Raw genomic sequence first — 25,010 nt, forward strand, 5'->3', positions numbered from 1 at the left:
CTTGTGTAGTATTCTACCGATAAGGATGTAATCGCCAAAAAAAAGTGGTGGCCATTTGACCACCACTTTATATAGGTACTGAAATGTTACTTTTGAAGCGTCGCCCGTAAAGGCTGTTCTTCTACTATAAAATTTCCTGCTTAAATTAACGTATCGCTCGAAATAGCATTATTGCCAACCTGAGTTTTCAGACTTGCGGCGACGCCCCAGCCAGAAAATCGCGCCTAGCGCAGCCCCAAACAAAATAAGAGCCGGCGAAAATGGAACCGAATTCATAATTCCGCCAGTTGACTTTCTCTCCATAAGCTCGCTTGCCGGCTTATTACTGACAAGGGCAAACGCCGTTGCCTGAGATGCGGCAACAATTTCGGTCTCTACTTTTTGGCTGACACCCGCAGTGTCTAATCCGGTCTCGACAACCAAATTTTTCTCAAGCGCAAGCGGCGCGCCAACCGCAACAGTCATGCAGGCAAAGAATCCCACTACCAATGTCAACGTTGCTTTACGAAAACCCACCATTTCACTCCCGGTTTCATCACCGCTCAAACTCCTGACGGTATTTATGAAATTTCTAGTTGCCTAAATAAATATGATGTTCCGCAAGTGCTCGCATCCCTCATATGGGGGATGAGTCAAAAAAAACTGGGGGATGAGTCAAAAAGCAGGTCCGGCGCTTAATTTTTATTAGCCGAAAAAAAAATCTAAAATAATTCACACAGATTAAGGCAGCGTCGTCATAGAGACGGCCCCCCAATAAACCAAATACTGCCGCAGTAATTCAAAATTTGGGCCTAAAAAAATAATATGTTTGATGCCCTACAATATATTCAGAAAGCAGTTTCAAGAAATACCCTAATAATTCGCCAAATCAAGAATGTTACTTGATTCTACTTTTATGAGAAAACCTTCGTAGAGAGATTACAGTATCTATTTTTTAACAAAAAATTTACTCATAATTACAAATTTTTAAATAAATGGACAAGGTTATTAAGAATAGATGTTTGGGTTAACAAAAGATTTACAAAAGTAACTGCCACAAAACGCTCTCTAATGCGTCATAATCTAGCCTTATTCATATAGATACTGGCAAAATCATAAATTTTTCCGGCTTTTCTGGTTTCTCAGAATTACTGATAATTTCAGAAAGAAGAAAAATCGAAATATATATGAACGTTTTATTAATATTGAGCGGAACGATTTAGTAAAGGTTACAAAATTAATTTCATGTTAACAAATATACTGTTTATTGGAAGCACGTTAAATATAGGCGATCTTTTAAGAGCTTACAGGAAAACTGCGGCTGATATTCAGGTTTTATTAATTCCGGACTATTCTGGTAAGAGCGAGCAAAATTAAAATGGCAAATACGACAATTACAGTCTCCAATAGTGCAGAACTCAGTGCCGCACTTAATAGCGCCACCGGTGGTGAAACCATTGTTTTGAACAGCGGATATTATGGCGATTTAAGTGTTTACAATGCAGACTTCAACTCGGAAGTCACAGTCATCTCCGCCAACCCCGATAATATGGCGGTTTTCGAAACGATCACTGTAAACAATTCAGCGAACCTCACATTCGATAGCATCGAAGTAGATTTCAACCCCACTGTTAATACCTATTCGCATGAAAGCTCGCTGCTGATCTCGAATTCGTCTGACATTACGGTTCGCAATTCACATATCGAAGGTGATGTCGCCACTCAGAACGGTGTCGGCAGCGTTGCCGGATATCCTGTTGGTCGCGGTGTAACCGCAGAGTATTCCCAGAATATAACCTTCGAAAACAACGATATCTCCTACTTCCAGAAGGGCATTATCCTTATCGAAGCTGAGAATATCGATATTCTGAATAACTCTATTGAAAACCTTCGCCTGTCGCATATCGCCGGTGCCGATGTTCATGACGTTACTATCGACGGCAACTATCTTGGCGCCGTAACGCCGTATAACTATGGTGGCGCAGGTGACCATGGCGACTATATCCATTTCTGGATCAACACCGGCCAGTCACAGAACAGCAGCGACATCAACATCACCAACAACTTCTTCGCAGAGGCCGAAGGTGATCGGATGATGGGCGTTTATCTTGAAGATCACTGGGGTGAAAGCGCCTCATTCGAAGATGTCGTAATTGACAACAACGTTTTCCACCTTGCCGACCATCAGTCCATACTGGTTGAAGGTGCCCAGGGTATCGACATAACCAATAACACCATGCTCCAGAGCAGCGGCGCTCCGAATGACGCACCGGGTGTTGTTCTGTCATTAGGCGTTTCTGGTGCCGTTATTACGGATAATATCTTTTCCGCCCCGATCGCGGAGCTTACCAATGATATCCAGATCGTATCGGAATCGAACAACATCATTGTCCAGAACACAAATCCGAACGGTGCCAACTATGTCGGCGACCTATTCAATAATGCGTTGGCCTATAACCCGGATCTCGGCGATCTGCAGCAATCAGACAATCTGAATACAGGCGCAAGCCTGACAGAAGCTGGTACCGGCACTTCCAGTGGCAATACTGGTGGCAACAACAACACACCGGAAGAGCCGACAACGGAAACCCCTGAGGAACCAGTGGACGAAACGCCGGACGAACCGGTGGTTGAAACCCCGGAGGAACCGGTAAATGAAACACCGGAAGAGCCTGTCGACGATAACACCGGCCCGACAACGCCTACAGAAACAAGTGTTCTAATCAATGCGGCCATGAATGGCTCGACTGCCAATGCAGCGGATGCGAACAGTGACGATGACACGGCTTCATCCAGTGTTTCCTTCGAACAGGTTGGAAACCGGGAAGCCGCAAAACTTAATGATGGGGTCATCATTTATGACGCCAACGACAAGTTTATCAATAACGATGCCTACACCCTGACCTTCGACTTCAAGAAAGAGGCCGGCGCTGAAGATGCATCGGGCTATGCGATCTATTACTCCTCCAGTTTCGTTGTGAAAATCAATGCCGACTCGATTATGGCGGCGGTTGTAACGTCAAATGGAACCAGCTGGGTAACGCTCGATGATGTCGATATCAACAATACCGACTGGCATCAGATGACGTTGACCTTCTCCGGTGAAGCGGGTGAAGCCATATTCTACGTCGATGGCGAAGAAGTGGCGACTGTTTCCGGACTGGAAGGGGCAACTCAGTCCGGGAGTGCCTGGCATGACTTCTACGTCGGCGGTGAATTCGGCGACTCCTTTAACGGGCTTGTCGATAACGTAATGTTCGCACAGGGTGCAATCACGGCAGACCAAGCCGGGGAAGCCTACGCAAATATGGTGGATGGCACCGATACATCGAACGAAGAACCCGTCGATGAAACTCCCGAAGTGCCTGAAGAGCCTGTGGACGAGACTCCAGAAGAACCGGTTGACGAAACTCCGGTGGAGCCTGAGGAACCAGTCGACGAGACCCCAGAAGAGCCAGTTGATGGCGGTAACGGCAATAGTGATATTCCTTCTCTTGAAGACGAAATTGAAATTGCCGCGCTTGACCAGGCCGCATCCAATATCGGCGATGGCATCATCAATCTTGGAATGGGCGAGGAATATTTCGGCCATGAAGATTTCACGGCAAGCGTTACCTTTGCCCTGGACAGCCTAGATGATGGGCGCCAGAGACTGCTTTGGAATCACACCAACTACGGCGTTCAGGTAGAGGACGACGATCTCGTAATCTATTTCGCCGAAGACGGTGGCCAGATGAAGGTTTACACCTTTGAAAACGCGATCACTGACACGGATTGGCATGATGTGCAGTTGGTGCTCGATGGCGACGCGGACACCTTCTCGGTTTATCTGGATGGTCAAGCCTTGCGAGTTGACGATGCGGTTACCGGTGGCATCGCAGATGCCAAATGGTGGGACGTCACCGTTGGCGGTACTGCCTTCCAGAACACGGATGAGTTCCAGGGTAAAATCGCTGACTATTCGATTATCGACCAATCCCTGGATATAGATGCAAGCCAGTCTGTTTTCGAGCGGACAGCCTATGTCGACTCCTTCGATGAGCACAACGGCTCTGACCTGGATATTATTGGCGTTGCGTTGACCGAAGACTCACTCGATTTTGCCTAGGTCAAAGTATTAGACCAAGAGGCTGAAAAAATAGCGGCCCGGCGAACACCAACCTCGTTTGGTTTATTCGCCGGGCCGTTTTTCATTTCATCTAACTGTGTGGATTATTTGATAGAACTTCCGCGCCAGTCCTCACCGACCTGCTGTTGCTTCCTGTAGGAAATCCCAAGAGCAACAAGAACTAGCAGGGCTAGGGTCTTGGTACTGGGATAATCCTGGAACTCCCGCTTAAGAGTCTTCACCGCTTCTACCCGTCGGCCAGACTGAGCAAGAATTTTGGCACAATACCTTACGGATGCATGCTTGTTATCTTCCAATAATTTACGTCCCCTCGGGGTCGCGGATCTCGCAGCCGCCGTTTCAAGAACCGCTTTCAGGCTATCCACCCGGCTTTCCCAGAGCGCCAGTTGATTTTGGGACATACTATTCGGCCTCAGCCGCCATATGCCGCATGGATTTTCAATTGTGACAAGATTGAACTTGAGAAACAGTTCTAGAAGATAGTTGAAATCAACAGTCAGTTTGATAGCAGGGTCGAAGATCAGGCCATCCTTCAGGATCTGATCAATTGCGCTTCGCCTGACCAGGCCAAAATTGATCAGGGGAGATGTAGCGTCATATATATATGCTTCCAGTATTTCTTCCGGCCGGTAAAATCGTACATCAGGTGACGCAGGAATACTCCGATCCTTGATCGAGGCAAACTGATGGTCATAAGCACTGTAGAAAGCGCCAAAACAAAGAGGAACATCCGGCCTGTCGTCCAGAATACGTGACGCCGCTTCGATAAACTGCGGAAAGAAAAGGTCATCAGCATCAAGAAAGGCGATGAGGCTCCCCGTTGAGGCCTGAAATCCGGTATCGCGCGCACCGCCAACACCCTTGTTCTGGCTATGGCGAATATATTTTATCCGCTCCATCCGGTCACCAAGCGCTGCAACTACATCATCGGGGCCACAATCATCAACGATAATAACTTCATCTGGAACCCGTGTCTGGTTCAACACGGAATCAACCGTCTCGCAGATGGTGTCCGACGAGTTATAAGCAGGGATAATGACGGATACGGTTTCTTTACTCATAGACTAGCTCTAATATTCTGCACCGCCATATTCAATCTTCTTTTTCTGTAGCCCGAAAAAAATCAAAAGAAGAAGTCCCATCGTCTTTATCTCCGGCGATCTCTTAAACTCATTAACCAGATGACTGGACGCCTGCTTGCGTGCCCCGCTATTTGCGAGAACGCGTGCATACTGCCGGGACGCCGACGCCCTCATCCTCTTTAAGAACGCAATATGGAAGGCAGATAGTGAAAGATCATCCGCAATCCCGATCAAGGACTCCACCGCTACCGTCCGGGATGACCATACCTTCGGTAGATTGCGTGAGATGCTGTCCGGCCGCAAGAAATAGACGCCCATCGGGTTCTTAATGTGAAGAACATCAAATGTCGCGAGAATGCGCGCGAACATCTGAAAGTCCTCATTATTGCTTAAGTCCGGAAGGAAAAGATTGCCGTCACGACTGATTTCATCAAGGGCGGATTTCCGAAAGATACTGAAGGAAGGAATGAAAGCGCCGGTATTATTCAAGTAAAAGGTCAGGCCGTCGCCCTTTGGAAGCACAGCAACTTCCGGTGCCTGTTCCTGATGTTTCTCTAAAATCGGTGCGGCATTTCCATCAAAACACTTGTAAAAGCTGTTGAAAGCTGCCGCAGCATTCCGGTTTTCCTCGAGCGCCGCAAGCATTACCTCCAGAAATTCGGGACAGAGGATATCGTCAGCATCCAGGAAGAATATATAGTCTCCCACCGCTTCCGCATACCCGGTGTTACGTGCATGCTGAACGCCCTTGTTTGCCTCATGGCGGATAATCTGCACATCCGGATAACGATTGCCCAGGACACTTGTAACAGGATTTGCACTGTGATCATCGACAATGATAATTTCATCCGGACGTCGTCGCTGATTGATCAGGGAATCAAGCGTAACGCAAATTGTCGCGTCGCAATTATACGCCGGCATAACGACTGAAATCCGGTTGTTCGACATTCTTCTATTGCCCAATAGTCTGGTTCCAGTAACAAACAGCTCAGAGGTCAACAGTTTACTGTCGCTCAATGCGACGGCGTTTTCTCTGGCGACGTCGCTTCTAAGCTTTTCAGCAGGCTCCCAAAATCGTCCCGCCATTTGTCCCAATTCAATTCATTCATGTATTTGTCACGCGCGTAGGTCGCCATCTCATGCAGCTTTGCCTTATCCTGCCATAGCGCCATAATCGTGTCTGCATACTCTTTGCCATCTGCCGATAGCGGCAACAGCAGGCCGGACTTCCCTTCATCAACGACGGACGGAATCCCTCCGGTCTCCGGCGCGATTACCGGGGTTGCAAAGGCGGCCGCCTCCGCAAACACCAATCCATAGGCCTCGGCCTGGGTCGGCAGTACAAAGAGAGAGGCCTCTGAGAACAGTTTGTTATAAAGCTCAAACTGTGCCGGATCGCTTTTCTTGATATTCTCGTAAACAGTCACACCCTCGGGTGGATTACCCGAAAATGGGTCACAGCCCACAATATAAAGCTGAGCATCGACTCCTGCTTTCCCGATATGTTCAAAAGCGGAGAGAATGATATCGCCCCCCTTGCGACCCCAGTCTTTTCCCATAAACAGAATATTACATCTGTTGTTGAACTTGGCGGCAAGATACTCCTCGTTCACAGTCGGTAGCGTGCCAACATTTGCACCAAGTCGAATAAACCGCAGCTTGTCCAGATTGGCATGATAGTCTTTATGCGCGGAGTTCATCGCCCAATGCGATGGGAAAATGGAATAGAAAGAGTTCTCAATAATCTTGCGCTCAATTTCATTGCCCTCACGCAAGAGCCAACGTGGAACCTGGCTCACCTCCGGATAATAGTCCGTCATGATGGCAAAAGTCGCATCGGAAATATGCAGTATGGGAGCGGAGGATTTAACATTGGCCAGTTCAGGCGATGCGGCAATACCAACAACGACCTCCGGCTTCAAATCGTCCAGCTTTTTCTGGATTTCCCTACCCGCAGCCTTGCTGTAGGCCTTGGTAACAGACAAATCAACGCTCAAACCAAACTGCTTGAAAATATACCGGCAAATTTTTGTCAGCATCAGAACCCAGGACAAACGGGTCGCCCGAACAATGACTACATCGTCAGAAATTTTTTTAATTTCACGCGTAATAAAATACGGCGTTCCCGACCATGCGGATACATTCGTCGGGTCATGACGTGAAACTATCGCGATTTTCATTACAGACGCTTTCAATTCCAGATTCAGTAATCCATAACCTAGAGATGTCCTATTTAAAAATAGTAAAGTTTTGTCATGTTAGTTTTACACAATCGGTAATTCCAACCATCAGATGTTACATATAAATCACGATATCCGATAAAAGATGTCCGATAATTTGACGACTAAATGGCTGACCGCTTGTTACTGCGAGACTAATAGGAAGTCTATTCCCCCTTGTAACATCTAATCTTCCCTTAGCGCACGATTAAAGCTGAGAATAATAGGGTTGATAAAGTAATCAAGTGCCGTCCGCTCCCCGGTCAAGATCATGACATCCGCCTGCATTCCCGGGCGTAACTGCGTAACCTTGATTTCAGCATTCTCGAGATTTTCTATCTGAACGCGAGCCAGATAATAGTAGTTTCCTGTGCGCTCATCTTCAAGGCTATCGGCTGAAACGCTGATTACCTTGCCTTCCGCTGGCAGTGAAAATCGCTGACTAAACGCTGGAAACCGGATCTGGGCCGTGGCGTCTATGTAGACGGAGTCAATATCCTTGGTATTAACCTGCGCTTCTACAATGAGCTGCACATTGTCCGGGACAATATCAAGTATCGTTTCACCCGGCTTGATCACGCCACCCGTCGTATGAACCTGCAGATTAACGACATACCCGTCTGTCGGCGCACGAATTTCGGTTCTGTCGAGGACATCCTCAGACGCGCGGTTTTGTTCAGCGAGGTCAAAAATCTGCGACTGAACATCCTTCAGTTCCGCAACCACTTCGTCCATAAGGGCATTTGTCAGCTCATTTATCTGCAATTCCACTTCGCCAATAGCCTGACGGGTCTGGGCGATTCTTGAGATATTCTGACTTCGATTGCCACTGAGTTCTGCGAGGTTACGTTGTAACGCGCGAAGTCGAGGGCGTTTCGCCAGATTCTTTTTGACCAGACTATCGACGTCTTTGATTTCGTCGCTAATCAACGCTATCTGCCGATCCGAAGAGTCGACCTGCCCTTCCAGTCCCTTTATTTCCTCCTCCAGCTGAGCAGCCTTCTGTTTCAGGATCGTGATCTGGCCATTGCGGGAGGTTCGGCGGGATTCGAAAATATTCTGCTGACCCTCCATTGCTTCTTTAATGTTTGGCTCATCCTTGCGCTCCAGAAGCCATTCGGGGAAGGTAATTTCATCGAGACCATCCCGCTCGGCGATCAAGCGTGCTTTCTGCGCCAAGGCAATAGCACGACGGCTACGAACGATTTCCATCGACGCCTTGGATTGCACCTCATCCAGGACAATCAAGACATCGCCTTGTTTCACGAAATCACCATCCTTGATTATGATTTCCGAAACAATGCCGCCTTCAAGATGCTGGATGGACTTACGGTTTCCCTCAACACTGACAACACCCTGCGCGATGGCCGCGCTGCCAAGTGGAGCAAACGCCGCCCAACCTACAAATGCACCAAAGAACAGAAAGATAATTACCAACCCGAACATGATTGGTCCGCGCATATTCATCATTGTTTGATTTCCTCAATATATTTCAATGCGCCTTTCTGGTCGCCCTTGACGAACAGAGAGTATATTTTGGAAATATCAGCATCGGTTAAGGGTTCCGTGGTCAGGGACTGAATCTTGGCTTTGATCTTGTCGCTTGGTCCCATCGTTAGCACCGCCGCCCGGTTTTTCGGTTTCGGCGTGCCGTTTAGATGTGTCCCGTTCGCTTTTCGTGGTGCCAAATCAGACGCAGGCTCGCTAAAAGATGACGTGTATTTTCTCGCAACCTTGATATCTGAAGAGGATGACTGTTCCGACTTCTTCGCGTTTTTCATCGCAGGTTTGGGTCTTGGCGTCTGGTCTTTCTTGACCTGGATCGCCTGATTACCGGGTCCCGGCAGGGCTCTTTGCACGCCCTGAAGTTTCATCATCACTTCATCGCGCGGGCCGAACTCCTGCATAATGCCGTCCTTGAGAACGAGAATCTTGTCGACATGCTTTAATATATTCGGGCGGTGGGCAATCACGATAATCGTCATCCCCTCAGCCCGGAGATTATCCATCGCGCGCATCAGGGCAGACTCGCCCACGCTGTCGAGATTGGCGTTGGGTTCATCCAGAACGAGTAGGCTCGGATTTCCATACAGAGCCCGCGCAAGGGCAATTCGCTGACGCTGCCCGCCAGAGAGCGCCGCCCCTCCTTCGCCGATTTCAGTTTCGTATCCCTTTTCCAACCGCAGCACCATTTCATGAATGCCGGCTTTTTTCGCCGCCGCAATGACAAGCGCCGGGTCTCCGTCGTTCATCCGCGCGATATTCTCGCGAATGGTGCCAGAGAAGAGTTCAATGTCCTGTGGTAGGTACCCGATATACTGGCCGCGATCATCGGCGCTCCATTCCGCGACATCCATTTCATCAAGTCGCGCATGGCCGAAGCGGGGTTTCAGATTTCCAACCAATAACCGCACAAGTGTCGTTTTACCTGCGGCCGTCGGACCAATTATTCCAAGTATTTCACCAGGATCGAGACGGAAATTGATATTCCTGAGGATCGGCTCCTTAGTGTTGAGATGTGTATAGCTCAATCCTTCAACCGAGACAGTACCGTTCGGCCGAGGCAAGGGCATCAGGTCAGTTCCCGTCGGACGACTGTTTTCCAGCTGGCCTTTCAGCCGGCCATAGGCCGCCCGCGCTCCCAAAAATCCCTTCCAGGAACCAATTGCCTGTTCGACCGGCGCCAAGGCACGCCCCATGATGATCGAGCCGGCAATCATCGCGCCGGGACTCATTTCTGCCTGGATAACCAGCCATGCGCCGGCGCCTGTTACCCCGATTTGCAGCATGACACGGACAAATTTGGAAGCCGCTGAAAGAATGCCGCCACGATCACTCGCCTGCGCCTGTAGCGCGAGTGAATCGGCGTGACGAACGTTCCAGCGATTGATCAATTGCGGCATCATGCCCATGGCTTCGATGACATCAGCATTTCGTGACGCTGTTTCAGCCTGTTTCATGGCAACCATCTGCTGGCCACTGGATTCCGCAAGCAGTTTACGCGTTGCTTTCTCGTTGACGATCCCCAGCACAAGCAAAACTATTGCCCCCAGGAGGGCAATCCAGCCGAGGACTGGATGCAACAGGAACATCACGCCCAAGAAAATGGGGGCAAAAGGCGCATCCAGGATCGGGAAAATACCGGGCCCTGTCAGGAAAGACCGGAAATTGCCAAGATCACGAAGTGCCTGAATGCTTGCTTCCCGACCCGTAGTCAGGGACGACAGGATGCTGGCAGTAAGCGCCGCGCCGCCGACCTGGCTATCCAGCCAGCGGCTCATCCGCACGAGTATAAACGTGCGAACCCCCTCCAGCAGTGCCATAGTTAACAGAGCCAGAGCCGCAATCAACATCAACAGCATAAGCGTGTCGGTGTTGCGGCTTGTGATGACCCGGTCAAACACCTGCATCATGAACAGCGGTGCTGTCAGCATCAGGAGGTTAATGGCCAGGCCAAAAACCGCCAGGATAATGAAGACCCGGGAACATTTATCTAAAGTTTCCTTCAGAAGCGGGTTTTTATGAATGCTCACGCTTCCCTCTATACATCGTATCCAGCTCTTGCTGGATCATATTGATTGTCAGCATATTTGCCAATGCCCGATGGTCCTTCATCGTACATTAAAATGCTGAAATAAGGATTAAATATTAACTGATAAAACGTCCAATCCCGCGATATTGTGATACCACCACGGTGACGAAGGCTCAAACTATTGTTGCATTATGGCCATTTTTAGGGAAATACTGGATAAAAGTATGGCATTACCCTTAGAAATTGAGGAAATGCTGTGTTACAAAACGCTATTATAGATTTAAACCGACTCTGATAACCGTATCAGAAGCTTTTTGTTAAGGGGGAGGCACTTTCGTGTTTACACTTCTAAAGATAAAGTCCGTTGCAACCCGGACCATCTTGGTATCGCTCGCATTGTTTGTTTCAGCTTGTGCAGCACAAAACCAAGCAGCTACGGATGCGCCTGCTTCCTTGGCTGCTACGCCACAGTATGTCATTGGCCCACAAGATGAGCTGGATGTTTTTGTCTGGCAGAATCCGGATCTTTCCGTCACTGTGCCAGTTCGTCCCGATGGTCGCATTTCGACACCGTTGGTCGACGACATGATGGCAGCCTCTAAATCTTCGCAGGAATTGGCGCGCGATATTGAAAAAGTCCTCGGCAAATATGTGAAGGACCCACTGGTCACCGTTACGGTAAGAACCTTTAATGGCCCGTATGACCAACAGATTCGTATTGTTGGACAGGCAGCAGAACCCAAAGCTATTCCTTATCGCAATGACATGACGGTTCTCGATGCCATCATCGCTGTTGGTGGTATGACAGAATTCGCCGCGGGCAACCGTGCCGTTATTGTCCGTAATGAGGGTGGTGAGAAAAAATCCTACAATGTTCGTCTTGATGACTTGATCATCAGCGGTGATGTTTCAGCCAATGTGCCGCTGTTGCCGGGCGACATTCTCATTATTCCACAAAGTTGGTTCTAGGATTGGCGGCAATTTCGATTGCCGTGTGTTGAGGGTGGAATCAAATAGAAGGTAGTCGCATTGTGTTAAATGCAAACCAGCTAGTTTTTGGGAAAAAATCTCGCATGACGCTGGCGATCGGATGTGTCGTCGCTGGCGGAATGCTGGTTTTATCCGGAAACGCCCGGGCCGCAGAATGGATGTTCAGTCCTTATATCGGCTTGAGTGAAACATTCACTGATAATGCTTTCGGTACCTCTTCAGACAGAAAAGATGATTTCATTACGAATCTGAGTACCGGCTTCACAATAGAGGGCGTCGGTCGGCGCCTTCAACTTACTGCCGCATATGACCTCGGTTATGACATGTATGCGCGGTATTCTGAACTCAACGGGTTCACTCATAATTTGCTGGGATCCGCGAACACCGAGCTTCTTGCCGAGCATTTATTTCTCGACACGGAAATCGCCATAACGGAAGAACGCTTCTCCAGTGACGGGGATACTGCCTTTTCCGACCGGACGACCTCAGGTGACAGCACCCGCGTAATAAATGGCCGGGTCAGCCCCTATTATCAGCATGATTTTGGTGGATACGCGACAGGTATTGCGCGCTATACCTACAGCATCGTTGACTTTACCGATACAAACTCGGAAATCGCGTCATCTGAACCATCGGATACGCAGACACACCGGGTTGACCTAAGCCTGCTGAGCGGGCGTGAGTTCGCCCGGACGAAATGGGCAGCGGAAGCCTTCGCGCTTGATAACCAGGTCAATGATGGCGATGATCTCAAACGCGCCACCTTCAAGGGCTCGGGCCAGATGCCGATCAACCGGTATGTTGCCCTGCTCGCGTCGGCCGGTTGGGACGAGTTTGATGGCGAGAATATCAATAACGATAAAATCAGTGGCGCCTTTTACAGCGGCGGTGTCCGCCTGACACCCGGCCCCAGAACCGATTTAAGCGTTCAGGTTGGCCATCGTTTCGGCGGCGGGGTCGTGGATGCGGACCTGACTTACCGTATATCGAGCGAAGCAAGCCTGGTTGGCGGATATCATGTTGATGTCGCGGGTTCCGGAGATTCCTTCGCCAATGCGCGCGTTCTGGACACAAACGGTCAACTCGTTAATCCAAACTATTTCCCGGGCGGCTATACGGATGCTATTACCAAGTCAAAAACAGCATCCTTGGGCTTAACCGGAGAGAAGGGCCGGAATACATATACTGTCGCTACCAGCTATATTGTCCGCGAATTTCTCGATGATGGCACGGATGAAGAGGTTGTCTCCTTCGACGGCCGCTATGCCAGACAATTGTCGCGCCGACTTGAATGGTCCTTGCTCGGTGGTTATTCGGAAATCCTGGATTCACAGGTTACCGGTGGCAAAGAGACAGCATATTACGGCCAGACAGGAATTAACTACCAGTTCACGGCAAGCCTGGTCGGGGAACTTTCCTATGGCTATTACAACCGTGATAGCGACACCGACGGCAACGACCTTCGGGAAAACACGGTTTCCATCTCTGTTCGGAAAGAATTCTAGAGCTTTAAACGACGCCCGGAACCAATGCGCGGTCAATTGCCGCCAAATGGGTCCGGGCGTTGTTGCGTTTAGCCGAGAGACCCTAGTTTCTTGGCGATAAGCTTGGCAAGCTCCTTGTCGTGAATGACAAGTGCCGGCTGTTCTTCCGCCACTTCATCCTTTGACTGAACCGGCAGTCGGGTTGTTTCCTCAGTCATTTTCGGCGCCCCGACATCAAAAATACCGTGAGTCTGCTTATCCCGAATCACTTCACCAACGATAGCGCCGTCAATTTCCGGTGCCATGCGCGCAAACCCATAAACCAGGCAGGTATCCGCAAGAATATTGATAATCCGGGGAATGCCGCGGCTGGCTTCAAACAATCGTTCGCAAGCATCCATCGTGAATAACGGTAATTCACGTCCCGCTATGGAGAGACGATGCTTGATATAGGCGTCGATATCCTCCGCGGTCAAAGGTGCGAGATGAAAATCCGAAGCGATACGCTGCGCAAACTGGATAAGTTCCGGTGCCTGCAACAAGCCCTTTAACTGCGGCTGTCCAACTAGAATTAATTGTAGTAGCTGGTCATTATCCGCATTGATATTCGATAGTAGCCGTAACTGCTCAAGAAGCTTGGGGCCCAGGTTCTGCGCCTCATCGACGATAAGGATTGTCCGGCGGCCTTCCGCATATTCACGGATCAGGAATTGTTGTAGCTCATCATGAAGGCCAACATGGGATTTCCCTTCATAGGTCTGGCCAAAGGCCATCAAGACCCACTGCAGCAGGTCCCCATCCTGGATATTGGAAACCAGGCCAACCGTGAATTCCTCATCCAGCCGGTCGAGAAGATGTCGGATAAGAGTTGTTTTCCCGCAACCAATTTCACCAGTAACCACAGTGAAGCCTGCACGGTTCATAACCCCGTATTCGAGCATCGAATAGGCGAGTGAGTGGCTGTGCCCCCAATACAGGTAATTTGGGTCAGGCAGGATAGAAAAGGGTTTCTGGTCAAGTCCGTAGAATTCTCTATACATTTAAATCTGCCTTCACCCGTAAATACGATTTACTCAATAAATAATGTTTCAAATCAATTGGTTTTCGGCATCGCACGCAGCTCCGCGAGTGCTTCCTGTGCTTTCTTCCCTTGCGGAAAATGTTGCGTCGTGCCGAGCATTACAGCTTTTTCCAGCTCTTTAATCGCTCTGTCGCGATGACCTTCAGCCTTGTGCGCCATCCCAAGATGATACCGAAGTATCGCCATGTTGGGTTCTTTTTCAACAGCGCTCCGCAATAACGGGGTTGCCATACTCAATTCCCCCATGCGGTAATGGATCCAGCCGAGAGTGTCTTGAAAATAGGGCACCTTCGAATTCCGGAATCGTTTCGCCAGACTATATGCCCACTGCAGTTCTGCATCATTCTGGGAATTTTCCGCGATCAGGCTTGCGAGGTTATTCGCGACAATGTCGGAATTCGGCCGGGATTCGAGCAATTTTTCATAGATCCGAATAGCCTCTTCATACGCTCCATCGGTCTCATATATGCCGGCCTGACTCATATTCAGCATAAAACCGTCCGGTACCGCCTTCAGGCCTTCACTTAGAATCTCCTGTGCCTCTTTCTTTTTGCCCGCTGACAGATAATATTTCATCAGCATGACATAGCCGGACTGTTCCGTCGGATCGCCAGCAATGGCGTCCCTAATCAGCTTTTCTGCCGCTTCGGGTTCGTTCTTGGCGAACTTGATTTCGGCAAGAAGACTTCTCGCAAGATAGTTGGTCTGGCTACTGGCAAGAACGTTATTGAGGAAATTTTCGGCTTTCTCAACATCGCCTTCACGAAGATAGGACTGCACCAAGGCCTTCATCGCCTGCCCGGCTTCCGGTGTCACCTCATAAGCCTTCTCAAACGCGCTCCGGCTATCCGCCAGGTTTTGAAGACCCGCCAACGCGGCTCCACTAATCTGGTATCCAGCTGGATCCTCTCCATCCATCGTCTGCAGTTTGCGGGCGATTTCATCAGCCCTGACCCAATCCTGCTTTCTCAGCAAGACCTCTGCGAGCGTTTTAAGGACTTCCGTTTCATTCGGATTCTTCTCGGCCAGCCTTTCCAGCAATCGTTCTGCCCGCAGCAATTCACCCTGCCGCATGAAAAACTGGGCATAGGCCACGCCGACCCTTGGTGCTTCTTTGCTAAACCGGTAGGCCGCCGCGAAACGATCCTCCGCCAACTCAAGGCTACCATTAATTTCATGGGCCTTGGCCAAAAGCAGGGACGCCCTCACGGATTGTGGTTGTTGCCGCATGGAAGAGCGCAGATTTGCGATCGCCGGATCTATTTCACCATCATCAATCTGCATGGCCCCAATCAGGATAAGGGCGTCGCTGCTGGTGGAATCAATACTCAACACATCTTGAGCCAAGGCTTTGGCTTCCTTGAGATCTCCGCGAGTGAAATGAAGCTGCGCAAGCTTGTTTCTGGCGGCAATCTCGTCTTCGACTGTTTTGGCCCGGTCAATAATAGACCCGAGAATGACCATCGCGCGTTCATCATCCTTTGCCGCTTCTGCCAATGCCGCCAAGGCAAAGCGATAGTCGACGGCGTCGGGATACTTTTCAATAAGCTGCTCCAACTCAAGAGCGGCGGCCGCATCATCTTTCGTCGTCTTGACAAACCGGACAACATCCAGATTAGCAGCGATATCTTCCGGATTCTCCGTTGCAATTCTCCGGATTTCCTGTTCGGCCTCATCTTGTTGGCCATTCTTCAAATAGAAGCGGACGAGACTCTTGCGAAAGGCGGAATTTTCCGGGTTGTCTTTAATAAGCTGTGAAAACACCTTAACAATTTCGTCCGTTTGCCCGAGATTCTCAAGCGCCCGAATTTTGACAATCTGCAGCTGGGCATTTCCCTCATTATGAACAAGGCCATCGTCAAGAATTTTGACGGCGGCAGTGGGATCGTTTGTTGACAGTTTTTCCGCTGCCAGAATCAGGATCGCGTCAATGTTTGATGGATCAGCAGTGAGAGCTTTTTCCGCCGCCGAGATTGCGCCCGTCTTATCCCCCAAACGGAACATGACAGCAGATTTAAGTGCCAGGGCTTCTGAATTCTCCGGTGCGATCTTCATCACGAGATCGCTGGTTTTCAGCGCATCCTCCAGCCGCCCCGACAGCAGCAAGATCTTCCCATAGCGCACTTGCGCTTTCAGATGCTTAGGATCAATTTCAATCGCTTTGAGAATATCACCCGCATATTTTCTCCAGTTCCCTTCATTCTCCTCGACAAGGGCCAGACCATACCAACCATCCGCGTAATTTTCTTTCAGTTGCAGGGCATTGCGAAATTCAATGCCAGCCTTGACATAATTACCTTCATCAATGAAAGCCATTCCCTTGGTAAAATGGCCCTGCGCTTTTTCCTCTGGTGTGTCACAGGCGGCAAGAGTGGATATTATCATCACCACCGCGACGACACGGGTCAGCCGTGACCCTAGATACGCAAATGTCCTTCCAAGTGTCATTACTTAACTTTCTGTCCCTGTTCCATAAATTATGGATTACCAATATTAAACATATATACAACGGATTGTGGCTTCAATCGCGCTATTTCATTGATACACTGCAAAGAGAGTGCAATACAAAACCAACGAGCGATCTAACAGCTTTGCGCCGCACGGCTCATTTCTATCTGTGATTCCTCAAAAAATGCTTACTCATCCCGCAAATATTGCCGACACTTACACATTTTTCGGAGCCTTTCCGTCATAGATAAAGCCACGTATCGTTTGAATTAACTGCGGTTCTGCAAACTCACTAGCAGCTTCTTTAATTATGGGCGGCGGATTGGTAATTAACTGATCGAGAACAGATCCCAGTTCGGTTTCGTCATTGGCGACGTAAATGCCGTTTCGCCGCGCGAATTGTTCCGCCGTTGCTATCTGGTGATCATTCCGCGTTTCCTTAAGTGCGCCTTTGCGCGGCATGATCAATAATGGCTTCTTCATTGTCAGCGCGGTAATAATTGTCCCCATCCCGGCATGGGCAACAATCAGGTCCGCCTTGTCAAAACGGGCTTTGAAGGTTTCGGGGTCGAGAAAACTCTGCCATTCAAAGTTACGAGGTTTGTAGCCCTCGTCACCGAGTTCCGCAACTTGTGCGAAGATATCCTTATAGCTGGTTTCTTTCACCCATTCATCAAGACCCCTAATCAGGCGGTCAAAGCGAAGCTCATGTCCAACAGTGACAAAAATCATACGACAGACCCCTTGAATTCCGGCCCTTTTTTGCCCTCATCGCTTCCGGCCAGATGTTCCCATTGCGTCAACCAGAGATCAGCGCAACCGCCTGCCTTCTGACCAGACAAGGATAACGCCCCGGCATTGGCAATACTATCCACCCAGATGGTTCGCGCCCCCATAAGCTTGCCAATTTTAAGGGCAAAAAAGCCCGCGGCGGCACCAGTTGAAACAATGACATCCGGCCGTTCACGGAGCAAAATCACCAAAATACTAAATAGCTGCCGAAGAAGCCGGAATTTCTGCCATCGGTTAGCATCCACCACCCGGTAAAATTTTGGAAGGGTTTGTCCGCGGCGTTCTGCATCTGCCACCAGATCCTCTCGATAGCCATCCTTCGTGGTAATGTAGATGGCGTCACATCCATCCCACGCCGCGCGCAGCCGCTGCAACTGAACCCAATGTCCACCCGCTGAGGAAATCGCCAGTACTTTTGGTTTTTTAGGCATGAACATTTTATCTCGTTATCACTAAATTCAAAGTCAGGCGTTCTGCTCTAGCTGCCCGAAGGTGCGTACAGCAAACTTTTCCGCTTTCGCCATTTCAAGCAACTGTCGCGTCGCGTCCAGCACAAACCGGTTCCGGTCTTTATCGGTTTTGCGTTCAAAATCATGCAGAAGAATGACGCCCCCGCCCGCGTCTTTTACAGTTTCAGCCAGTTTTTCGGCCGAAATGGTTTCTGGGCAGGTATCCGTCGAATCAATTGTCCACCAAGCCATGCGACGACCCTTTAAAAGAGTTTGCAAAAGCGTTGCGAGGGTGATTTTCCCGTTTGGCGGCCGGAAATAGGTAATCTGGACATCTTTCCGGTTCAGGCAGTCTATCCCGGCCTCGATATCACTTGCCACTTTCCATGGCAGATCTTTCCATGCATTCAGATGTCGGTAGGAATGGCTGCCGACCTCATGGCCGTTCTCAACAATCTTCGGCACCACACCCACATTATTGTCCGCCTGGACCCCCAGCACGAAAAATGTGGCTGGCGCGTCATATTCCTTTAACAAGTCCAGAAGCTCAGGCGTAAAATTGGCGCTCGGCCCATCATCATAAGTCAAAACGATGGTTTTGGATGCCCGGCATCGCGCCTCCAGGTTTTTGACATTGGCAATCCGGTACAGATAGGGAAGGACAATCCAGACTCCCAGCGCGGCAAAACCCACCAAGCCAAGTGTTATTACTGCAAGCATTTCAGAATCCTGATTAAGTTATTCTCTTTCCCCAACATCAAGCCTTAATATAGGTAGCAGAATATCGATATTTAGTTAATTTGTTAAAATTTACGGCAATGAATTTACTTCCTTCAGGCAAAATTCATTCTTCGCAACAGGATTTTAATTAAATTCCGTAATAGTTTGCCCTGTCAGAAGACGGTTAATGGAAAGTCGTACCGAAATTCCGTTACAACAGGTATGTTAGTTTTTAGGATCTGGAGTTTATGAGCCCTTCATCGCAGCAGGATACAGAGTTGGCAAAGGCACCCTCGATTTCGATTATCGTCATTAGCTACAATACACGCGACATGACACTGAAGGCTCTCGAAACAGCCTTTGCGGAAACCCGGGACACATCGTTTGAGGTTATTGTTATCGATAATGCGTCAACCGATGGATCGGCCGAAGCTCTCACCGAACAGTATGGCGATAAAGCAAAGGTCATGTGCCTGGATGAGAATCTTGGTTTTGCCGCCGCCAATAACCTTGCCGCGAAGGATGCAACGGGCGAGTTCCTGCTGCTGCTCAATCCCGATACTGAGGTGCTTGATGGCGCCATCGACAAATTAATGGCCTTTGCCAAAACATACCCGGATGCCGGAATCTGGGGTGGGCGGACCTTGTTTGCCGATAAAAGCCTCAACCCAACATCGTGCTGGACGAAAATGAGCCTTTGGAGCCTTGTCAGCCAAGCCCTCGGCTTTTCCTCCATGTTCCGTAACTCCAGTTTTTTTAATCCAGAGGGCATGGGCAGCTGGAATCGTGAAGGGATTCGCCAGGTCGATATCGTCACTGGATGCTTTTTCCTGATCCGGCGCGAGTTCTGGAATCGCCTCGACGGGTTCGATAAAGCCTTTTTCATGTATGCCGAAGAAGCGGACCTATGCGCCCGTGCAGCGAGGGCCGGCGCGAAACCCATGGTTACATCGGAAGCAACGATCATCCATCATGGCGGCGCATCCGAGACCGTGCAGTCTGACAAGCTTGTTCGTCTGATAAAGGCGAAAATGACGCTCATCCATAAACATTTTCCGGCGACGACGCGCGGCATGGCGATGTGGTTGATGAAACTCTGGCCGCTGTCGCGTTATCTCGCGCATCTTGTTCTCAGCAAGATTGGTCGCCAAAGTTCAAAAGAATCAGTAGCGGTCTGGAAAAGCGTCTGGGACCGACGGAATATCTGGACAAATGTGAACGACTAGCAAACCCGCCGCCGGTTCACGCAACAAAATTTTTGAAGAATTGTAACTTCAGTCCACTATAGTTATTTCAAACCATAAACAACCAAGGGGTAACGGGGACGTGCGCATTCGGGATCTTACATTATCAATCACGATACTTTTTTTTGTCTCTGTGAACGCTGCCGTCGCACAGGATCTATTTGTCGATTTCGAAAATGGCAAGGATAGCAACAGCGGCCTCTCGCGGGAGGCGCCATGGCAGCATGCACCCGGCGATCCAAACGCGGGATCAAAAGCCGGTAGCTACAAATTGCGCCCCGGTGACGTTGTCAATTTCAAGGGCGGCGTTGAATATTTCGGCCAAATCATTGTCCCGGCAGGCGGATCGGAAGCTGAACCTGTTACCTACAAGGGTAGTGGATGGGGTGAGGAACGCGCTATCCTCAGCGGTGCCGAGGAACTGACAGCGGCCCTAACGCCCTGCACCTCCGCTAGCGACTGCTACAATAATCCCAACTGGCAGAAGCTTTACAAGTCCAGTCTGGAAGAAGAAGTTAATCCATTTACGCCCATGTTTCTCTCTAGGGAACGCGTGTGGATTGCGCGCGAACCGAATCAGCCGGACCCGTTCTGGTTTGACGATTACGAGCATTACAATGTGGTCGGCGGTGACGGCGCCGCCTCGGTCATGGGCAAGGACTATATCACCCTGGGCAGCGGTCTCGATAGTACAGATGAATCAAACTGGCGTAACGCCCGGATTGCAGTCTGGATGAAACCTAATCTGGTGTTATTGACCGAAGTGACCGGGATTGACAAGGCGACGGGTACGATAAAATTCAACCCGCCCGGTAACGATCCCTATACAGATAGGGAATCCTATTATGCCCTGTTCAATCGACCGTCCGACATTGATCAGCCGGGCGAATATTTTATCGATAATGAAGCACGGCAGCTTATAATCTGGCCGAAGGACCCGGCGACAACCGCAAAAAGCCGTCTTTATGTCAACAAGCTCCCGGCCGGATTTAATATCAACGGAAGCAGTAACCTCGTCATCGAGGGGTTTCATATCAGCCATTATTTTGGCGATCATGACGGCTGGGCCAGTGGAACCGCCATTATCAACTCAGAGCACCCGGTCCGGAATGTGGTCATTCGCGACAACTATATCGAAAATCTTCGCTCGGTTGAGGGGATTGGTGCCATACAGCTCCATAAGGCCCAAAATGTGATTGTCAGTAATAATACGATCACCAATAGTCAGAAAAGCTCCGGCATCCGGTTTGGTTTTTCAAAAGACATTATCATTCGCGACAATGTTATTCACAAGATCGGCCGGACGGGTATCCGCCTGATCGAGACAGAGAATATTCAGGTGACCGGTAATACTCTGTCCGACATTCTTGGCGTCCATGGTAACGGCATGTCGGTTTACTTGAAAAACAAGACGATCCTTGTCGCCGAGAATATGTTCGATAATGTTCCCTTCGCTTTTACGTATCACGGCACGGGACATATTGAGGAAGCCAACAGCATGTGGCTCCTGAGCAATATCTTCCTTGGGCGTGTTCGCAGCTGGGGCAGTCAGTTCGGATCGATGCATTTTCTGCATAACATGGTCCTGGCTGAAGTAGAGCCCGGCAAATCCATTCAGATTCCCGGCGAAGAGCCGTCTACAATCATCAAGAACAACATCATTGATGGCCTGATCGCTTCGCCCGCGCCGGAAGACTGGGTTTTCTCGCACAATATCTATTCGGGCCTGAGCTGGCTGCAGTCCTCAAAATATGGCTGGAGCCTGGAACCCGGCGGCGATATCAATGAGGGCATTACGGACGAGGTCTGGGGTTTCTTCACGAAAAAACAGGAGAATGTCGCGCGCGGGATGGGCGATAATATATATGAGCTTCTCCCCGTCACCCAGTTCAAGGCTTATGATTTCAGCTTTTGGAAAGAGGCGCGCCCCATTGGACCCCGCGTGATTACCAGTCCGTAAGAACCGGTGACCTACCCGTCCATCATCTGCTGGGCCCAGATCTCAGCAGTGAGGAGTTGATAGATCCGGGCGGAGTTATCGAGGCGGCCCGACTTATGATCCTTAATAAGCTGCTGCACATAATCGGCATCAAACCAGCCGCGCGATTTAAGCCGCGCCGGACTGAGCGTATCTTGAAGCATTTCAGACAGTTCGCCGGAAATCCAGCTACGGATTGGCACCGCGAAGTTTGATTTCGGACGATAGATGATTTCCTGCGGCAGATATTTTTCCGCCACTTTCTTCAGCAGATACTTAGAGGTGCCGTTGGTATATTTCATATGCCCCGGAAGGTTCATGCTGCTGGCGACAAATTCCCTGTCAATGAAAGGCACCCGCACCTCTACTGATTCCGACATCGAGGAACGGTCCGTATAGGTGAGGTTAAGGCCGCACATAAAGAGCTTGATATCTGTCTGACAAAGCTTGTTATAAGGGTCGTCCTGATAGGCGGATTCCATCACACTGTCATGATAGTCGGCGAGCGCACCGAGCGAACTCTCGGCAACATCCGGCATCAGTGCAGACAGGGACTGCTGATCATACTGCGCATAACTCCTGAGATAGGCTTCATTGGAGGGGAGTTCTGCGAATGACAGGAATTTCTTTGCCCAGCGTCCAAGGCGAAATCCCCGCCCGCCGACCTGAACCGGCAGGGCGTTCGTTACCGCACGAATGGGACCGCGAATAATTCCTGGCAATTTGCGGTATTTTTCAGCCATCAGCCAGGCCTTCTGCCGGCGATACCCGAAATGCAATTCATCGGCGCCCATACCGGACAAAAGAACCTTGATTCCCATATCTTTCGCCGACTGGCAAATCAGCTTGGTGTTGAGCGCAGCAGGGTCGCCAATGGGCTCATCCAGGCTGTAGATGACTTTTGGAAGTAGCGACATCAAGTCAGGATTGACGACAATTGACTCGTGATCGAACCCTTCTTTTTCGGCCAGCATTTCCGCATATTTCTGGTCATCGGCCATCTGTTCAACGCGTTTGTCCGCCTCCGACATACCAATGGTGAAGGTTTTCAGCTTACCCAGCTTGCGCCGCGCGATGGTGCTGACCAGTGATGAATCAAGGCCGCCACTCAGGAAACTGCCGACCTCAACATCGGACACCAGATGCCGGTCGATGGAACTCTCGAAGCTTTTTGTCAGCTCTTCCACCGCATCCCGCTCATCTATCGGGCCTGCTTGATAATCCGGCAGCTCCCAATAAGTGGTCTCCTTGATATTCCCATCCGTATCGACAACCAGATATTGCCCGGGCTGTACTTTTTGAACGCCCTCTAGAATGCAGAAATGATCCGGTAACCAGAGGAGTTGCATGCTGGCGGCAAGGGCCGAGAAATTCACCGCGAAAGGTTCCTCAATGATTTTCGCAATTGTCTTCAGCTCGGAGGAGAAGCAGAAATTCTTCCCCTTTTTAAAGAAAAACAGGGGTTTGATGCCGAAATGGTCGCGGGCCAGAAAGAGTTCTTTCTTCTCACGATCATAAATCGCGAAGGCGAACATGCCGATAAACTCTTCAAGGCATTTCGGGCCCTTCAGTCGGAACAGCTCCAACACCACTTCGGTATCGGAATTCGTCTTGAACTGGACTCCATATTGCGACTCAAGCGTCCTTTTAAGCTCTTTATAATTATATAACTCGCCGTTATAAACGATGACATACTTATCCTTCTGCATCGGTTGGTCCGACCGCGGATCAACGTCGATGATCGACAGCCGCTGATGAGCGAGCGATAAATTCTCCTCAGACCAGACATCCTGTGAGTCCGGCCCGCGATGCTGCTGGATGACAGATGCGGCTTTCGCATGGTCAACATGGTTCGGGAAATTCAAAAATCCGGCTAAACCGCACATGGCTAAAATCCTAAAATCAGCGTACCGCTGAACAAATTTACGTGTTGGTCCAATATTTATTGGGGTCTATGTGGTCAAGTCCACTGAAGTAAAATCCCAACATGATTTTCGCGCGAAAGAACCGACACCAGAACAATATCAAAATCGCCTTCAGCTTGTCTGAAAAATATGGAAGCTTCCGGTCCTTTAGCGCCCGAACACTATGCGGTGCGGCGGAGACGGCCGTCGCCACACAAAGCGCGGGCCATTTAAGTGCGAAACCCGACCCCTTCTTCCACATGTTGAAGGTCATCGCCGATTGCCGTTTCCATTTCGCCCGCAACTCTTCAAGTGTCGCACGCGCCGGATGTTTGGCAATGCAGTCGCCGCCAAAGTGAAACTTCGCACCGATAGCATAGGCGCGCTGACACCAGTCCGTGTCTTCGGCAACTCCCGCATGAAAGGGCCCGACTTCTTCAAAAAGCACGCGGCTTGTCCACATATTGCCGGTCGCCGCATCGCCTTTCTTGGTATAGCCTTCCTGGTCCATGGAATAGGTAATCTCAAACGCCTCTACGCTGTTGGGGCGGTCATGTTCGGGATAGATGATGATTTCCCCGGCCATCACACTGCGTTCGCCCTCGTCCTGCATATGCTTGAGGCCGTTTTTCACAAAATCCGGATCAAGCAGGCAGTCACAATCCGTAAAGGCGAGAAATTTTCCTTTGGCAAGCTTTGCCCCGGCATTACGGGCGGGCCCGGCGCCGCGAGCCGTCTCGACGACAAGGGTGACATTCAAATCATAGGCGTCCAGCCCCTCAACCGCCTTGGTAGAGTTATTGTCACACACAATAACCTCGAACCGGCTCTTATCATAGGTCTGCGCTTCCAGCGTTGCCAGGCATGCCGCCAGGCCGACCGGATCATTATAATGCGGTATAACGACGCTTAACTCGAGTTTTTCCATTTCGGTCTTAATCCCCTTCGATGCAAACCTAGATCATCTCGAGTTAATTTT

18 protein-coding genes are annotated in these 25,010 nt (G+C 49.9%); 5 read left to right on the forward strand and 13 right to left on the reverse strand.

The window, feature by feature from the left end:
* Window positions 1–168: 168 nt before the first annotated feature.
* Window positions 169–546 carry a hypothetical protein gene (locus GQE98_RS03490; protein ID WP_161314142.1) on the reverse strand — a complete coding sequence of 126 codons (378 nt, stop codon included), beginning with the start codon at window positions 544–546 and terminating at the stop codon, window positions 169–171.
* 811 nt (window positions 547–1,357) lie between these two features.
* On the opposite strand from GQE98_RS03490, the gene GQE98_RS17975 reads away from it, so the two are divergent.
* On the forward strand, window positions 1,358–4,087 hold the full coding sequence (locus GQE98_RS17975; RefSeq protein WP_202526061.1) for a LamG-like jellyroll fold domain-containing protein: 2,730 nt from the start codon (window positions 1,358–1,360) through the stop codon (window positions 4,085–4,087).
* 104 nt (window positions 4,088–4,191) lie between these two features.
* On the opposite strand, the gene GQE98_RS03505 is transcribed toward GQE98_RS17975, so the two are convergent.
* From GQE98_RS03505 to GQE98_RS03525, 5 genes are all read right to left on the reverse strand, one after another.
* Window positions 4,192–5,169: a glycosyltransferase family 2 protein gene (locus tag GQE98_RS03505; protein WP_161314143.1), complete on the reverse strand. Its 978-nt coding sequence runs from the start codon at window positions 5,167–5,169 to the stop codon at window positions 4,192–4,194.
* A 9-nt stretch (window positions 5,170–5,178) separates the two neighbouring features.
* Window positions 5,179–6,138, reverse strand: coding sequence for a glycosyltransferase family 2 protein (locus tag GQE98_RS03510; RefSeq protein WP_161314144.1), 960 nt, complete (start codon window positions 6,136–6,138; stop codon window positions 5,179–5,181).
* A gap of 65 nt (window positions 6,139–6,203) precedes the next feature.
* Window positions 6,204–7,370: a glycosyltransferase family 4 protein gene (locus GQE98_RS03515; protein ID WP_161314145.1), complete on the reverse strand. Its 1,167-nt coding sequence runs from the start codon at window positions 7,368–7,370 to the stop codon at window positions 6,204–6,206.
* A 225-nt stretch (window positions 7,371–7,595) separates the two neighbouring features.
* Window positions 7,596–8,879 carry an HlyD family type I secretion periplasmic adaptor subunit gene (locus GQE98_RS03520; RefSeq protein WP_161314146.1) on the reverse strand — a complete coding sequence of 428 codons (1,284 nt, stop codon included), beginning with the start codon at window positions 8,877–8,879 and terminating at the stop codon, window positions 7,596–7,598.
* The gene (locus GQE98_RS03525; protein ID WP_161314147.1) at window positions 8,876–10,942 is read right to left on the reverse strand and encodes a type I secretion system permease/ATPase; all 2,067 of its coding nucleotides are present in this window, start codon (window positions 10,940–10,942) and stop codon (window positions 8,876–8,878) included. The genes GQE98_RS03520 and GQE98_RS03525 overlap by 4 nt, the downstream gene beginning before the upstream one ends.
* 335 nt (window positions 10,943–11,277) lie before the next feature.
* Between GQE98_RS03525 and GQE98_RS03530 the strand changes: the two genes are divergently transcribed.
* Together GQE98_RS03530 and GQE98_RS03535 are read left to right on the forward strand one after the other, a co-directional pair.
* Complete coding sequence (locus GQE98_RS03530) at window positions 11,278–11,910, forward strand: XrtA/PEP-CTERM system exopolysaccharide export protein (RefSeq protein ID WP_161314149.1); 633 nt, start codon at window positions 11,278–11,280, stop codon at window positions 11,908–11,910.
* Between the two features lie 104 nt (window positions 11,911–12,014).
* Window positions 12,015–13,436 (forward strand): TIGR03016 family PEP-CTERM system-associated outer membrane protein, encoded by a 1,422-nt coding sequence (locus tag GQE98_RS03535; RefSeq protein WP_161314151.1) that lies wholly within the window; start codon window positions 12,015–12,017, stop codon window positions 13,434–13,436.
* 68 nt (window positions 13,437–13,504) lie between these two features.
* Here the strand turns inward: GQE98_RS03535 and GQE98_RS03540 are convergent, their stop codons facing one another.
* From GQE98_RS03540 to GQE98_RS03560, 5 genes are all read right to left on the reverse strand, one after another.
* Window positions 13,505–14,455, reverse strand: coding sequence for an ExeA family protein (locus GQE98_RS03540; RefSeq protein WP_161314153.1), 951 nt, complete (start codon window positions 14,453–14,455; stop codon window positions 13,505–13,507).
* Window positions 14,456–14,508: 53 nt separating this feature from the next.
* Window positions 14,509–16,944 carry a tetratricopeptide repeat protein gene (locus tag GQE98_RS03545; protein WP_161314155.1) on the reverse strand — a complete coding sequence of 812 codons (2,436 nt, stop codon included), beginning with the start codon at window positions 16,942–16,944 and terminating at the stop codon, window positions 14,509–14,511.
* A 216-nt stretch (window positions 16,945–17,160) separates the two neighbouring features.
* On the reverse strand, window positions 17,161–17,676 hold the full coding sequence (locus GQE98_RS03550) for a glycosyltransferase (protein ID WP_161314157.1): 516 nt from the start codon (window positions 17,674–17,676) through the stop codon (window positions 17,161–17,163).
* Window positions 17,673–18,173, reverse strand: a complete 501-nt coding sequence (locus GQE98_RS03555; RefSeq protein ID WP_425501079.1) for a UDP-N-acetylglucosamine--LPS N-acetylglucosamine transferase — start codon at window positions 18,171–18,173, stop codon at window positions 17,673–17,675. The genes GQE98_RS03550 and GQE98_RS03555 overlap by 4 nt, the downstream gene beginning before the upstream one ends.
* A gap of 27 nt (window positions 18,174–18,200) precedes the next feature.
* Window positions 18,201–18,905, reverse strand: coding sequence for a polysaccharide deacetylase family protein (locus tag GQE98_RS03560; RefSeq protein ID WP_161314161.1), 705 nt, complete (start codon window positions 18,903–18,905; stop codon window positions 18,201–18,203).
* A 248-nt stretch (window positions 18,906–19,153) separates the two neighbouring features.
* On the opposite strand from GQE98_RS03560, the gene GQE98_RS03565 reads away from it, so the two are divergent.
* Both GQE98_RS03565 and GQE98_RS03570 read left to right on the forward strand, forming a co-directional pair.
* Window positions 19,154–20,131, forward strand: coding sequence for a glycosyltransferase family 2 protein (locus tag GQE98_RS03565; protein WP_161314163.1), 978 nt, complete (start codon window positions 19,154–19,156; stop codon window positions 20,129–20,131).
* A 100-nt stretch (window positions 20,132–20,231) separates the two neighbouring features.
* Entirely contained in the window at window positions 20,232–22,109 is a 1,878-nt protein-coding gene (locus GQE98_RS03570) for a right-handed parallel beta-helix repeat-containing protein (RefSeq protein WP_161314164.1), read from the forward strand.
* A gap of 11 nt (window positions 22,110–22,120) precedes the next feature.
* On the opposite strand, the gene asnB is transcribed toward GQE98_RS03570, so the two are convergent.
* Together asnB and GQE98_RS03580 are read right to left on the reverse strand one after the other, a co-directional pair.
* A complete protein-coding gene (asnB, locus tag GQE98_RS03575; protein WP_161314166.1) occupies window positions 22,121–24,013 on the reverse strand; it encodes an asparagine synthase (glutamine-hydrolyzing) in 1,893 nt (630 codons plus the stop codon).
* A 37-nt stretch (window positions 24,014–24,050) separates the two neighbouring features.
* Window positions 24,051–24,959 (reverse strand): glycosyltransferase family 2 protein, encoded by a 909-nt coding sequence (locus tag GQE98_RS03580; protein WP_161314168.1) that lies wholly within the window; start codon window positions 24,957–24,959, stop codon window positions 24,051–24,053.
* Window positions 24,960–25,010 lie beyond the last annotated feature (51 nt).

Origin of the sequence: Sneathiella litorea, from assembly GCF_009882915.1 — a bacterium.
Taxonomy (GTDB): Bacteria; Pseudomonadota; Alphaproteobacteria; order Sneathiellales; family Sneathiellaceae; genus Sneathiella; species Sneathiella litorea.

Bases quoted from the DNA above. Each gene is read 5' to 3' on its own strand.
- GQE98_RS17975 (WP_202526061.1), top strand. From the start codon at position 1,358: ATGGCAAATACGACAATTACAGTCTCCAATAGTGCAGAACTCAGTGCC.
- GQE98_RS03505 (WP_161314143.1), bottom strand. From the start codon at position 5,169: ATGAGTAAAGAAACCGTATCCGTCATTATCCCTGCTTATAACTCGTCG.
- GQE98_RS03510 (WP_161314144.1), bottom strand. From the start codon at position 6,138: ATGTCGAACAACCGGATTTCAGTCGTTATGCCGGCGTATAATTGCGAC.
- GQE98_RS03515 (WP_161314145.1), bottom strand. From the start codon at position 7,370: ATGAAAATCGCGATAGTTTCACGTCATGACCCGACGAATGTATCCGCA.
- GQE98_RS03520 (WP_161314146.1), bottom strand. From the start codon at position 8,879: ATGATGAATATGCGCGGACCAATCATGTTCGGGTTGGTAATTATCTTT.
- GQE98_RS03535 (WP_161314151.1), top strand. From the start codon at position 12,015: ATGACGCTGGCGATCGGATGTGTCGTCGCTGGCGGAATGCTGGTTTTA.
- GQE98_RS03540 (WP_161314153.1), bottom strand. From the start codon at position 14,455: ATGTATAGAGAATTCTACGGACTTGACCAGAAACCCTTTTCTATCCTG.
- GQE98_RS03545 (WP_161314155.1), bottom strand. From the start codon at position 16,944: ATGACACTTGGAAGGACATTTGCGTATCTAGGGTCACGGCTGACCCGT.
- GQE98_RS03550 (WP_161314157.1), bottom strand. From the start codon at position 17,676: ATGATTTTTGTCACTGTTGGACATGAGCTTCGCTTTGACCGCCTGATT.
- GQE98_RS03555 (WP_425501079.1), bottom strand. From the start codon at position 18,173: ATGTTCATGCCTAAAAAACCAAAAGTACTGGCGATTTCCTCAGCGGGT.
- GQE98_RS03560 (WP_161314161.1), bottom strand. From the start codon at position 18,905: ATGCTTGCAGTAATAACACTTGGCTTGGTGGGTTTTGCCGCGCTGGGA.
- GQE98_RS03565 (WP_161314163.1), top strand. From the start codon at position 19,154: ATGAGCCCTTCATCGCAGCAGGATACAGAGTTGGCAAAGGCACCCTCG.
- asnB (WP_161314166.1), bottom strand. From the start codon at position 24,013: ATGTGCGGTTTAGCCGGATTTTTGAATTTCCCGAACCATGTTGACCAT.
- GQE98_RS03580 (WP_161314168.1), bottom strand. From the start codon at position 24,959: ATGGAAAAACTCGAGTTAAGCGTCGTTATACCGCATTATAATGATCCG.